The following is a 12,922-nucleotide window of genomic DNA, read 5'->3' as shown; positions in this document are numbered from 1 at the left end:
CCGCGATGCAATCGGACGATCCGCTCGCCAACGACCGCACCCAGTTCATGCCGCGCCCCGGTGGCCGTGGCCCGCAACCGGCCGCGCCGGGGCCTGCGCAAGCTGCGCCGCCGCCACCCCTGAACGTGCCGGCCGAACCGCTGGCGCCGGGCCAGGCGGCGGGCCTGAACCCGCTGGAGCAGGCGGCCGGTCCATTGTTGGCGCTGCTCACGCGCCTGCGCAACACCATCGCCCATCCGGCCCCGGCGAGCCTGCGTGCGCAACTGCTGGCCTACCTGCGCCAGTTCGAAGAGCGTGCCGAGGCCGCCGGGGTGCCGCGCAACGAGGTGCTGCTGGCGCGCTATGCCTTGTGCACCGCGCTCGACGAGGCGGTGCTGAGCACGCCCTGGGGCAGCGCCAGTGACTGGGGCAAGCAGAGCCTGCTGATCACCGTGCACAACGAGGCCTGGGGCGGCGAGAAGGTGTTCCAGCTGATGGAGCATTGCCTGCAGAGCCCGCGTGAACGCCTGCACCTGCTGGAGTTGCTGTACCTGTGCACCAGCCTGGGCTTCGAAGGCCGCTACCGGGTGATGAACGGTGGTCGCGCCCAGCTCGAGGCCCTGCGCGAACGCACCGCCGCGACCATCCGCAGCGCCCGTGGCGAGTTCGAGCGCGAGCTGTCGCCGCACTGGCGCGGTGTCACCGTGGCCCGCGATCGCCTGGCGCAGTTCGTGCCGCCCTGGGTCGGCTTGGCGGTGGCCCTGGCGTTGCTGCTGCTGGTGCTGTTCGGCCTGCGCCTGAAGCTGGCGGCCGACGCGGAGCCTGTGTTCCGCGGCATTCATGCCCTGGGCGAGATCCCGGTGCAGGCCATGGATCGTCCGGTGGTGCAGCCCAAGCCCGTGGAGCGTCCGCGCCTGGCCGGTTTCCTCGCCGAAGACATCAAGGCCGGCCGGGTCGCCGTGCAGGACGCGGTGGACCGTTCGGTGGTGACCATCCGTGGCGACGAACTGTTCGCCTCGGCCAGCGCCAGCATCAAGGGCGACTTCGAGCCGTTGATGCTGCGCATCGCCGAAGCCGTGGCGAAAGTGAAAGGCAACGTGAAAGTCACCGGCCACAGCGACAACCAGCGCATCGCCACGCTGCGCTTCCCGTCCAACTGGGCGTTGTCCCAGGCCCGCGCCGAAGAGGTGAAGAACCTCCTCGCCGCCCGCACCGGCCAGCCCGAGCGCTTTACCGCGCAGGGCCTGAGCGACACCGAACCGCTGGCGTCAAACGACAGCGCGCAAGGCCGGGCGAAGAATCGCCGGGTTGAAATCACCGTTCTGGCGGAGGGCGTCGAGTGAAGGCGTTTTTCAGTTTTGTCATTCGCTGGGTAGTTCCGCTGCTGGGCCTGCTGGCCCTGAGCCTGATCATCTGGTTCCTCGGCCCGCTGCTGGACATGCTGGTGCCTGCCGCTCCGCGCCTGGTGCTTATCGGCCTGTTGTTCGCGGTGTGGGTCGCCTACCGCGTGTGGCGCATCGTCCAGGCCCGCCGTCAGGCGGCCAAGGTCATGCAGAGCCTGGCCGCAGAGACCGCGGCGGACCCCGCCAGCGTGGCCACCGCTGAAGAGCTGGCGACCCTGCGCCAGCGCATGGACGAAGCCCTGGTGCTGCTGAAGAAGGCACGCCTGGGTGGCGACGAGCGACGCAACCTGTATGAACTGCCGTGGTACGTGATCATCGGCCCGCCCGGCTCGGGCAAGACCACCGCGCTGGTCAATTCCGGCCTGCACTTCCCGCTGGCGGCGCAGCTGGGCGAGGGCGCCATCCGTGGGGTTGGCGGTACGCGCAACTGCGACTGGTGGTTCACCGACCAGGCTGTGCTGCTGGACACCGCCGGCCGCTACACCACCCAGGACAGTCATGCCCAAGTGGACAAGGCGGCCTGGCTGGGCTTCCTCGACCTGCTCAAGAGCCAACGCTCACGCCGCCCCATCGACGGCGCGTTCATCGCCATCAGCCTGTCCGACCTGCTGCTGGGCAGCGATGCCGAGCGCGCTGCCCACGCGGCGGCGATCCGTACCCGCATCCAGGAGCTGTACAGCCAGCTGGGCGTGCGCTTCCCGATCTACCTGATGCTGACCAAGCTCGACCTGGTGCCGGGGTTCATGGAGTTCTTCGACACCCTGAGCAAGGAAGAACGCGCCCAGGTTTGGGGCATGACCTTCCCGCTCGACGATGGCCAGCAGGGCGACGGGCCGCTGGCGCAGTTCGGCAATGAATTCGCCTTGCTGGAACAGCGCCTGAACCAACGCCTGGTCGAGCGCCTGCAGCAGGAGCGCGATCCGGCGCGGCGCGACCTGGTCTACGGCTTCGTCCAGCAGTTCGCCGCCTTGCGTGGCAACCTGAAAACCTTCCTCGACGGCATCTTCAAGCCCAACGCCTTCGAAGAGCGTGCGCTGCTGCGCGGTGTGTATTTCACCAGCGGTACCCAGGAAGGCAGCCCCATCGACCGCCTGATCGGCAGCATGGCCCAGAGCATGGGCCTGGACCGTGCCCATCTGGCGCGACAGAACGGCTCCGGGCGCAGCTACTTCATCGAGAAGCTGTTCAGCGCCGTGGCCTTCGCCGAGCGTGGCCTGGTTGGCAGCAACCCGAAGATCGAGCAGCGGCGCAAGTGGATCGCCCGTGGCGCCCTGGCCCTGAGCGTGGCCCTGGTGCTGGTGGTCGGTACCCTGTGGACACTGAGCTACCGCGCCAACCAGCAATACATCGCCGAGGTCGACAGCCGCCTCAAGCCGCTGGGCAAGAGCGTGCAGGAGCTGAGCCCGGCGCAGCGCAACGTGGTCGAGGTGCTGCCGCTGCTCAATGGCGTGCGCCGCCTGGCCGAGGATCCGCCCGGCTGGGCCGAGGGCCTGGGGCTGTACCAGGGCGACATGCTCGAAGGCGAGTCGGACAGCGTCTACCGCAAGCTGCTGATCGCCATCTTCGCCCCGCGCCTGGTCACCCGCATCGAGGAGCAGCTGTATGGCGGTGGTCCGTCCGACTACCTCTACGAGGGGCTCAAGGCCTACCTGATGCTGGCCGACGGCGAACACTATGACGCCGAGTTCATCAAGGCCTGGGTCACCCTCGACTGGGAGCGCAGCCTGCCGCGCGACCTGGCCCCGGACCTGCGCCAGGCCCTGGAGCAGCACCTGGCGGCGCTGTTCGACAAGCGTCCGCCGAACGCCCGCCTGGACCAGCGCCTGATCGACGATACCCGCCGCCAGCTGCAGCAACTGCCGGTGGCGCAACGGGTCTACGATCGGGTCAAGCGCCAGAAGCTGCCCGCCGGGGTCAGCGACTTCCGCGTCAGCGATGCCGCCGGGCGTGACGCCGCGCTGGTGTTCCGCTTCAAGGACGGCAAGCCGCTGAGCGAACCGCTGCCGGGCATCTTCACTGTCGAGGGCTACCGCAAGGCCTTCCTCGCCGCCAGCCTGGCCCACAGCGAGACCCTGGCCGAGGAGCGCTGGGTGCTGGGTCGCGAGGCCAGCGAATCGGCCGATGCCAAGCGCCTGGCCGACGATGTGCTGCAGCTGTATTACCAGGACTACATCCGCCATTGGGATGCCTTGCTGGCCGACCTGGACTTCGTGCCGATCACCAGCGTCGGCCAGGCCGCCGATGTGCTGCGGGTGTTGTCCGGGCCGACTTCGCCGATGAAGAAGCTGCTGCAGGCGGTCGCCAAGGAGACCAACCTGGCGCAGCCGACCACCCTCGACAAGGTCCAGGCCAAGGCTGAACAGGCGGGCGTCGATCAACTGCGCCAGCGCCTCGGCGGCCTGCTCGGCGATGCCCCGTTGCCCAGCGACAACCCGGCCGCCCGCGAGGTGGACCCGGTCACCGCGCACTTCGCTGAACTGGCCGCGCTGGTGGAAACCGGCGAAGGCCAGCCTGCGGCCATCGACGGCCTGCTTACCGACCTCAATGCCCTGTACGTTCAGGTCAGCGCCATGGTCGGCGCCACTGGCGATGCGCTGCTGGGCGAGGCCAAGAACCAGGCCCAGGCTGCGGCGCAGCGTGTTGCCCTGGGGGCCGCGCGTCAGCCGAAGGTGGTGCAGAACCTGGTGAGCTCGGTGCTTGGCTCGACCCACAACCTGGTCATGGGCGGGGTGCGCAATCAGCTCAACGCCGCCTGGACCAGCGAGGTGGTGAACGTCTATCGCCAGTCCCTCAGCGGTCGCTATCCGTTGGTGGCCGGCAGCTCGCGGGATGCGACCCTGGAGGACTTCGGCCTGTTCTTCGGCGTCGGCGGGGTGATGGACAACTACTTCCGCAAGTACCTGCAACCCTACGTCAACACCTCCAGCACCCCCTGGAGCTGGCAGCCGGGCGCGGCGCAGAAGCTGGGGATCAACAGCAACGTGCTGTACACCTTCCAGCGCGCGGCGAGCATCCGTGACGCGTTCTTCCGCAACAGCAACGGCGTGCAGCCGGGGGTGCGCTTCGAGCTCAAGCCGGTGGCGATGGACGCGACCATCACCCAGTTCCTGCTCGACCTCGACGGCCAGCAGGTGAGCTACGACCACGGCCCGAGCCGGCCGGTGGCGTTGCAGTGGCCGAACCCCAACAGCATTGGCGTGGTGCGCCTGTCAATCTCGCCGCCCTCGGCCAGCGGTCGTTCGGGGCTGACCGTGGAGGGGCCGTGGGCCTGGTTCCGCCTGCTCGACCAGTCCGACCTGGTGGCCGGTGGCTCGCCGGAGCGCTTCAACCTGCGCCTGCGCGTCGACGGCGCCAGCGTGTCCTACGAGCTGCGTGCCAGCAGCGCCTTCAACCCGTTCCGCAGCCGAGTGCTCAGCGGTTTCAGCCTGCCGGAGCATCTGTGAACGACGTGGGTTTCTACGGAAAGCTGGCCTGCCGCGGCGACTTTGTCAGTCGCGGCCTGCCGCACGGTTTCATCCAGCCCTGGGACCAGTGGCTGGCGGCGGGGCTCCAGGCGAGCCAGCAGGCCTTGGGCGAGCGCTGGCTCGAGGCCTATCTGGTCAGCCCCTTGTGGCGTTTCGCCCTGGCGCCGGGGCTTTGTGGGCCAGAGGCGGTGGTCGGGGTGCTGATGCCGAGCATCGACCGGGTGGGGCGGTACTTCCCGCTGACCGTGGCCCAGGTGCTGGAACCGGGGGAGCCGTTGGCGCCTGTGGTGGCCGGGGCCGAGGAGTGGTTCGAGGCGGTCGAGGAGAGCCTGCTGGCGACGCTTGAGCCGGGTGCCGCCTTCGAGGATTTCGAGGCTGCCTTGCAGCCTTTTCGCGGTGCGAGGCCGCTTGTGCAAGAGCCGCGTGCGACGGTGGGCGGGTTGCAGCGGTTGGATGCGACCACGCCGCAGGGGCGCGCCCTGGCCTTGGCCGAATGCGCCTGTGAAGGCAAGAGCCTTTGGTGGGGCAGGGGTTCCGAACGGATCGCCCCGGGGCTGATGCGCTGCGCGGGCTTGCCGCGCAGCGAGGATTTCGCCGGTTTTCTATTGGGTAGCGAGGCGCGGATCGGATGACCGGCATGCAGTACACAGCGGCCAGCTACAGCCATGTCGGCATGGTGCGCAAGATCAATGAGGACGCCTGCCTGGAGTTGACCTGGGCAGGCCTGTGGGCGGTGGCCGACGGCATGGGCGGCCATGCGGCGGGCGATTATGTCAGCAGCCTGGCGGTCGATAGCCTGCGCAGCCTGCCGAGGCTCGATTCCCTGGACGACTTTGCCGGCGAAGTGCGCGACGGCCTCGCCTGGGTCAACGGCATCGTGCGCGAGGAAACCGCGCGCCGTGGCGTGGCGATGATGGGCAGTACCGTGGTGGTGCTGGCCGCCCGAGGCGACCAGGCCATCGGCCTGTGGGCCGGCGACAGCCGCCTGTACCGCCTGCGCGACGGCCGTATCGAGCGCCTGAGCCACGACCACAGCTACGTCCAGGAGCTGCAGGACAGCGGCCTGCTCAACGAAGCCGAAGCCCGTGTGCATCCTCGCGGCAACATCGTCACCCGCGCCATCGGCGTCGAGAACCACCTCGAGCTGCAGGCCGTCGCCTTGCAGGTGCAGCCCGGCGACACCTACCTGCTGTGCAGCGACGGCCTGAACAAGACCGCCGAGGACCACGAGATCGCCGAGGTGCTCGGCCACGCCGATCCTTATGAGGTGGTGCGCAGCCTCGTACACCTGGGGCTGACCCGTGGCGCCCCCGACAACATCACCGCCGTCGTCGTGAAGGCCAGCTGAAGACATCATGGACATGCAGATTCCCGGATTCGACATCGACAGCGAGCTTGGCCAGGGCGCCATGGCCAGCGTGTACCTCGCTACCCAGCGCTCCCTGGAGCGCAAGGTGGCGCTGAAGATCATGGCGGCGAGCCTGGCCGCCGACCCGACCTTCTGCGAGCGCTTCCTGCGCGAGGGCCGCACCCTGGCGCGGCTGGCGCACCCGAACATCGCCACCATCCATGACATCGGCAATGTCGGCGAGCTGTACTACATGGCCATGGAGTACCTGCCCAGCGGCACGCTGAAGGAGCGGATCGCCGAGGGGCTGACGCCCGAGCAGGGCCTGGCCTACGTACGCCAGATCGCCCAGGCGCTGAGTTATGCCCATGCCCAGGGCCTGGTGCATCGCGACGTCAAGCCTGCCAACATCCTGTTCCGCGCCGATGGCACCGCGGTGCTGTCGGACTTCGGCATCGCCAAGTCGCTGGATGACCGCACCCAGTTCACCCAGGCCGGTTTCGCCGTCGGCACGCCGAGCTACATGAGCCCGGAACAGGCGCGCGGCATGGAGATCGACGGGCGCGCCGACCTGTATGCACTGGGTGTGGTGCTGTACGAAATCCTCGTCGGCAAGCTGCCGTACAACGGCACCGATGCGTTGTCCACGGCGCTGGCACACCTGACCGAGCCGCTGCCGGAGCTGCCCATCGAACATGGCCGCTACCAGGACATCCTGCGCGGTCTGCTGGCCAAGGATCCCAACGAGCGCTTCGCCGACGCGGCGGCGTTGCTGGCCGCGCTGGACCGTCTGACGGTCCAGGCGCCGGCCGAGGACAACGACAGCACATTGGTTCGCCCGCTGCCGATCCCGCCACCGGCCATCCCGCTGCCGGTGTCCATCGATGTTTCGCAGGCCGTTACCGCTCCCGTGAGCGAGCCTGCCCGGCGGTCCGAACCCAAGCCCGCGCCTGCTGTGAAGCCCGCCTCGAACAAGCCGGCCAAGGCCGTGCTGGCGGTGGCGATAGCGGCGGCGCTGGGTCTGGGGGGCGCGTTCTTCTGGTTGCTTGGCGGCAATGACGCGCCCGCGCCTGAAACGCCGGTGGTGCAGGCGCCCGCCGACAGCGTGGTCCCCACCCAACCCAAAGTCACGCCGGTGGCCGCCTCGGACGACGGTCGTCCACTGCTGATGCCCGGCAAGAAGACCCTGTTCCAGCGTGTGCTGACCAAGCCCGATGCCCAGCTGGTTGCCCAGCCCGGCGATGCCTCGGGCGAGACACTGCCGGCTTTCTCCGTGCTCTATGTCTACCAGCGCAAGGACGTCGGCGGCCAGGCCTGGGTCCAGGTCGGCGCCGCCAGCGACGGCCAGCGCGAGGGTTGGCTGCCGGCGGCGCAGACCAGCGACTGGAAACAGAGCCTGGTGCTCAAGTTCACCGAACGCTCGGGCCGCTCGCCGGTGATGTTCATGCGCCAGGTGGACGATGTGCAGCATCTGCTCGACGACACCCCGCTGGCTCGCGACAGCCTGCTCAAGGCGCAGAACAACCCCGACCAGGTGCCCCAGGTGATGGCCCTGGAACCGGCGGCCAGCGCCGTGCCGCAGAACCAGTTCTACCTGATGCCGATCTTCGACTACCGCGAAAGCTTCGACGCCGGTGGCCAGCCGGTGCAACTGCTCAACATCGCCTCCATCGACCCCGGTGCCAGCGCCCGCGACAGCGCGCCCCAGGTGGCCGGCGTCGCGGCGGTCGGCGACAACAGCTTCCGTACCGGCATCGTCCTGGTGGTGGACACCTCGGTGTCCATGCAGCCGTACATCGATCGGGTACGCCAGGTGGTCAGCGAGCTGCAGCAGCAACTGGCGGCCCGTGGCGAGCTGGACAGCGTCAGCTTCGGCTTGGTCGGCTTTCGCAACAGCGTCAAGCGCACCCCGGGCCTGGAGTACCTGAGCAAGACCCTGGTCAGCCTGGAGCAGGGCCGCGACCCGGCGCGTTTCCTCAAGGCCGCCTCGCAGGTCAAGGCCACCAGTGTTTCCAGCCACTCGTTCAACGAGGACGCCTTCGCCGGCGTGATGCAGGCGGTCGAGGGCATGGACTGGTCCGGCTACGGCGGGCGCCTGATCCTGCTGGTCAGCGATGCCGGCGCACTGCGCAAGAACGACCCGTTCAGCAGCACCCAGATGAACGAAGCCGAAGTGCGCCAGGCCGCGCTGAGCAAGCAGATCAAGATCTACGCCCTGCACCTGCGCACCCCCGCCGGGGTCAAGAACCACGGCGCGGCCGAGTCCCAGTACCGCGTGCTTACCGCCGACAGCAACCCGCAGATCGGCGACCTCTACGTCAGCGTGCCGGGCGGTGAAGTCGGTGCTTTCGGCGACCGCGTGCGCGAGATCGGCTCGACCTTCGCCGAGCTGGTGCACCAGGTGCGCAACCAGCAACCGCAACCCGTACCGCTGCTGACCTCGGCCTCGAGCCTGGCGGCCAAGTCGCAGGCCATCGGCTACGCCATGCACATGGACTTCCTGGGCCGCCATGGCGCCAGCCAGGCGCCGCAACTGGTCAGCGCCTGGACCGCCGACCGCGACCTGACCAACCCGACGCTGCCGACCCTGCAGGTGTGCGTGATGCTGACCAAGCTGCAGCTCAACGACCTGCAGCAGTCGCTCAAGCTGATCGTCGATGCCGCGCGCAAGACCCGCAGCTCGCCGGGCGACTTCTTCAACGAAATCGCCAGCGCCAGTGCCTACATGAGCCGCGACCCCGGCGCGTTGCGCAAGGGCGCCAACCTGGCCCAGGGCGGCGTGCTCGGCGAATACCTCGACGGCCTGCCGTACCGCAGCAAGTCCCTGAGCATGACCCAGGACCTGTGGCTGTCGCTGTCGGTGGCCGAGCAGGAGGACTTCATCGACGAGCTGGACTCGAAGATCCGCCTGTACGAAACCTTCCACAACGACATGGCCAACTGGGTGCGCTTCGGCAAGGCCGAGCCGGGCGACGCCCTGTACCGTGTCCCGCTGTCGACGCTGCCGTGATGATCCGTCTGGACGGGGTGCGCAAGACACGCGGGCAGGGTGCCCAGCGTTACAGCCTGGAGATTGACCGGCTGCATCTGGCGGCGGGCGAGCGGGTGGCGCTGGTCGGGCCCAGCGGCTGTGGCAAGAGCACCTTGCTCGACCTGCTGGCGCTGGTGCTGGCGCCGGACGCGGCGCAGGGCTTTGCCCTGGGCGGCGAGGATGTCGCCGGGCTGTGGCGTGCCCGGCAGCTCGACCGCCTGGCCAGCTGGCGCAGCCGTCACCTGGGCTATGTGCTGCAGGCCGGTGGGTTGCTGGGTTTTCTCGATGTGCGCGGCAATATCCGCCTGCCACGCCAGTTGCTGGGGCTCGGCGATGACGGCAGCGTCGAGCGTCTGGCCGAAGCGCTGGATGTGCACGACCAGCTGGGCAAGAAGCCCGCGACCCTGTCCATCGGCCAGCGCCAGCGGGTCAGCTGTGCCCGTGCCCTGGCCCATGGCCCGGCATTGTTGCTGGCCGATGAACCCACGGCGTCCCTGGACCCGGTGAACGCCGATAGGGTGATGCAATTGCTGTTGCGCGAAGCCGAGGCGTGCCAGGTGACCTGCGTGGTCGCCACCCATGACGAAGCCCTGGCTCACAAGGCCGGGCTGACGGTGCTGCGCATGGCCTGCCGGCGCGACACCGACGGCGGCGTCACGGCGAGCCTGGAGAGGGCCGCTTGATGCGCCCGCTGCTGATCGCCGGGCTGGCCTGGCAGGACTTCCGCAACGATGCGCGGTTGTCGGCGTGCGCCGTGCTGGCGCTGGTGGCGGTGATCGCGCCGTTGCTGGTGCTGTTCGGGCTGAAGTTCGGCCTGGTCGGCAGCCTGACCGAGCGGCTGCAGCGCGACCCGGGTGTGCGCGAGATCATTCCGCTGGGCGGTGGACGCTTTCGCGCCGAGTTCATCGAGGAACTGGCCCAGCACCCGCGAGTGGCCTTTGCCATTCCGCGCACCCGGCAGATTGCTGCCACTGCCGAGCTGTTGCTGCCGGCCCATGGGCGTGGCCTGACGGTGGAAATGCTGCCCACCGCCGAGGGCGACCCCTTGCTGGCGCAGGTAGCTCCGCCAGACGGCCTGCAACAGGTGGTGCTGAGCTTTACCGCCGCGGAAAAGCTCGGTGCCAGGGCCGGGGACGAACTGCAGGCCAGCTTCAGCCGCCAACAGGCCGGGCAGATGCAATGGCGACGCACGCGCCTGCAGGTCAGCAGCGTGCTGCCTCTGGCAGCGTTCGAGCGCGATGGCCTGTTTGCCTCGCTGCAACTGCTCGAAGCCGTCGAGGATTACCGCGATGGCCGCGCCGTGGCTGCGCTGGGCTGGCAGGGGGAGGAGCAAGGCAGCGCGTCAGCGCGGGTGTACCCGGCCTTCCGCCTGTATGCCCGCGAACTGAACGATGTCGAGCCGCTTCGCCAGTTCTTCGCCGAACGCAAGCTGCTGGTTTCCACACAGGCCGCGCAGATCGCCCAGGTGCAATCGCTCAGCCGCAATCTCGACCTGGTGTTCTGGATCATTGCCAGCCTGGCCGTGGCCGGCGCCGTAGCGGCAATCGCCGCAGGCGCAGTGGCGGCGGTCGAGCGCAAGCAGCGCGAGCTGGCAGTGCTGCGTCTGTTGGGCTTCGGCACGGCCGCACTGCTGTTGTTCGTGATGCTCCAGGCGCTCTACAGCGGGCTGCTGGCCGCCGCCGTGGCGGGGCTGTTGTACCTGCTGGCCGAACATGGCCTGAACCGACTTTTCATGCAGGTGCCCGGCGAGTTCGCCAGCCACCTGCTGCCCATGCACTACCTCGTTGCGTTGTGTGCCGTGCTGCTGGCCAGCACCGCCGCCGCCGCCTTGGGCGGCTGGCGGGTGGCGCGCATCGAGGCTTGCCAAGGAATACGTGATGTCTGATCGCCGCCTCGGGGCTGCCGCCCTGCTCCTGACCGCTTTGAGCCTGGGCGCCTGCTCCCCGGCCGATGGTGACGACAAAGCCAAGCCAGTTGCCCAGGCGCAGCCGGGGACTGAAAGCAAGTTCGACAACCCCAAGCCGTTGCCGGGCGATGTCAGCCTGCCGCTGCCGTGTGGCGGTGAGCTGGTGCTGCGCAGTGTCTATGTGTTGGCCCAGGGCAGCCTCGACGACCGCGAGGTCAACCTTGGCTACCCGTTCAGCGAAGGCGAGGCCGGCTACAAGCAGTCGTTCATCTCCGGTTACCGACGCGACTTCATCAATGGCCAGTTCAGCCTGCAGGACCTGGCGCCACAGTGGCAGAAGGCGGTTGCGCCAAGCCTGCCGAAGGTCGAGAAAGGTGGCCCGCTCACGCCGATGATGTACTTCATCGGCAAGTACGAAGTGACTGCCCGCCAATACGCCCAGGTGATGGCCCAGGCGCCGTCGCTGGCCGGTGGTGACGCGGCACCGGCCTGCGAGGCGAACAACGACGCGGCGGGGCGTCTGCCCAAGGTAAAACTGTCGCGCTTCGAGGCCGAACGCTTCGCCGCCGTCTACAGCGCCTGGCTGATGAAGCATCACCGCGACCTGCTGCCGGTCAGCGGCCGAGGCAGCAAGGCCGAGGATGGTGGCGTGGGCTTCGTGCGCCTGCCCACCGAGGTGGAATGGGAGTTCGCCGCCCGTGGCGGTTCGGCGGTCAGCCGCCAGGAGCTGGAAGGGCGGTTGTTCCCGCGTAAGGTCGAAGGCGCCGACAGCGAAGGGCCGCTGGGCGACTTCGCGGTATTCAACCAGGTCGCCGGTGGTACCGGGCAGGCGGCGCGGCTGATGCCGATCGGCACCAAACAGCCCAATCCGCTGGGCTTGTTCGACGTGATCGGCAATGCCGCCGAGATGGTCCAGGAGTCGTTCCAGCTGGTCAACGCCGGGCGCCTGCAAGGCGCCTACGGCGGCTTCGTGGTCAAGGGCGGCAACTACCTCGAAGGCGAGGGCACCTTGTTCACCGGCATGCGCCGCGAGTACCCGCTGTTCGGCGTCGACGGCACCGAGCAGCGCAACGAGACCACTGGTTTCCGCGTGGCCATCGGCGCCTTGTCGGCGCCGCGCTCGCGCTACCAGGAACTGTTCGAGCAGTGGCAAAAGGAAGGTCGCCTGGCCGGCCTGACCGACGACATCGACGCCGCCCAGGATCCGACCAAGCGCCTGGACAGCATCATCGCCGCCGCCACCGACCCGCGCCAGCAGGCCGAGCTGGGGCTGGTCAACGAAGAGCTCAAGCGCAATGTGTCGCTGATCGCCCGCCAGCGCGAGGAAGCGGCCGGCAACCTGATCCAGTCCGCCGCCCTGGTGGCCGAAACCGTCAATAACTACAACATTCGCCTGACCAACCTGCAGAACACCCAGGCCAAGGCCGAGGCTGCCGGCGACCAGACCAGCGCGCGCATGTACGGCGCGGCCATCGCCAATGGCCGCGCCGCCCTCGACGGCGCCGTGGCGATCTACATCGACAACCTGGCCAGCGGCACGCGCTACACCGACGCGGTGATCCAGGCGCAGTTCCAGCGGGTCAAGGAAGAGCTCAATCGCAAGCCTGTGCTGGGCAACAGCCTGGTCACCCGCGCCACCCTGTTCGTCCGCCACGTCGGGGAGTACCGCCAGAACCGGCGGGCCGATCCGGCGACGATCCTCAAGGAGCTGCTGGCATCGGCCGCCCCGCGACCCTAAGGACAGCTTCGACAGAAAGGACTCCCGGGTGGCACGAAGCCCCCGGTCACCCA

General features: G+C 68.6%; 8 protein-coding genes. All 8 read left to right on the top strand.

The window, feature by feature from the left end; all coding sequences use genetic code 11:
- Positions 1 to 5: 5 nt before the first annotated feature.
- Genes OH705_RS09250 through OH705_RS09215 form a run of 8 tightly spaced genes read left to right on the top strand, consistent with a single transcriptional unit; the run spans position 6 to position 12,869 of the window.
- The gene (locus OH705_RS09250) at positions 6 to 1,322 is read left to right on the top strand and encodes a DotU family type VI secretion system protein (protein WP_038707182.1); all 1,317 of its coding nucleotides are present in this window, start codon (positions 6 to 8) and stop codon (positions 1,320 to 1,322) included.
- Positions 1,319 to 4,825, top strand: coding sequence for a type VI secretion system membrane subunit TssM (gene tssM, locus OH705_RS09245; RefSeq protein WP_267301965.1), 3,507 nt, complete (start codon positions 1,319 to 1,321; stop codon positions 4,823 to 4,825). The genes OH705_RS09250 and tssM overlap by 4 nt, the downstream gene beginning before the upstream one ends.
- Positions 4,822 to 5,478 (top strand): type VI secretion system-associated protein TagF, encoded by a 657-nt coding sequence (gene tagF, locus OH705_RS09240; RefSeq protein ID WP_094011578.1) that lies wholly within the window; start codon positions 4,822 to 4,824, stop codon positions 5,476 to 5,478. The genes tssM and tagF overlap by 4 nt, the downstream gene beginning before the upstream one ends.
- Positions 5,475 to 6,194, top strand: a complete 720-nt coding sequence (locus tag OH705_RS09235; protein WP_094011577.1) for a PP2C family protein-serine/threonine phosphatase — start codon at positions 5,475 to 5,477, stop codon at positions 6,192 to 6,194. The genes tagF and OH705_RS09235 overlap by 4 nt, the downstream gene beginning before the upstream one ends.
- Before the next feature lie 7 nt (positions 6,195 to 6,201).
- Positions 6,202 to 9,204 carry a serine/threonine-protein kinase gene (locus OH705_RS09230; protein ID WP_267301963.1) on the top strand — a complete coding sequence of 1,001 codons (3,003 nt, stop codon included), beginning with the start codon at positions 6,202 to 6,204 and terminating at the stop codon, positions 9,202 to 9,204.
- Positions 9,204 to 9,908, top strand: a complete 705-nt coding sequence (locus OH705_RS09225; protein WP_038707186.1) for an ABC transporter ATP-binding protein — start codon at positions 9,204 to 9,206, stop codon at positions 9,906 to 9,908. The genes OH705_RS09230 and OH705_RS09225 overlap by 1 nt, the downstream gene beginning before the upstream one ends.
- On the top strand, positions 9,908 to 11,110 hold the full coding sequence (locus OH705_RS09220; RefSeq protein ID WP_160291016.1) for an FtsX-like permease family protein: 1,203 nt from the start codon (positions 9,908 to 9,910) through the stop codon (positions 11,108 to 11,110). Before OH705_RS09225 ends, OH705_RS09220 begins: the two co-directional genes overlap by 1 nt.
- Complete coding sequence (locus OH705_RS09215; protein WP_038707188.1) at positions 11,103 to 12,869, top strand: formylglycine-generating enzyme family protein; 1,767 nt, start codon at positions 11,103 to 11,105, stop codon at positions 12,867 to 12,869. Before OH705_RS09220 ends, OH705_RS09215 begins: the two co-directional genes overlap by 8 nt.
- Positions 12,870 to 12,922: the final 53 nt, after the last annotated feature.

It is taken from the genome of Pseudomonas sp. BJa3, from assembly GCF_026343815.1.
Classification (GTDB): domain Bacteria; phylum Pseudomonadota; class Gammaproteobacteria; order Pseudomonadales; family Pseudomonadaceae; genus Aquipseudomonas; species Aquipseudomonas soli.
The sequence above is the reverse complement of the archived record's forward strand: the minus strand, read 5'-3'. Positions and strand labels throughout refer to the sequence as shown.

Coding starts and splice junctions, on each gene's coding strand:
- OH705_RS09250 (WP_038707182.1), top strand. CDS start 6: ATGCAATCGGACGATCCGCTCGCCAACGACCGCACCCAGTTCATGCCG.
- OH705_RS09215 (WP_038707188.1), top strand. CDS start 11,103: ATGTCTGATCGCCGCCTCGGGGCTGCCGCCCTGCTCCTGACCGCTTTG.
- OH705_RS09235 (WP_094011577.1), top strand. CDS start 5,475: ATGACCGGCATGCAGTACACAGCGGCCAGCTACAGCCATGTCGGCATG.
- OH705_RS09225 (WP_038707186.1), top strand. CDS start 9,204: ATGATCCGTCTGGACGGGGTGCGCAAGACACGCGGGCAGGGTGCCCAG.
- OH705_RS09230 (WP_267301963.1), top strand. CDS start 6,202: ATGGACATGCAGATTCCCGGATTCGACATCGACAGCGAGCTTGGCCAG.
- OH705_RS09220 (WP_160291016.1), top strand. CDS start 9,908: ATGCGCCCGCTGCTGATCGCCGGGCTGGCCTGGCAGGACTTCCGCAAC.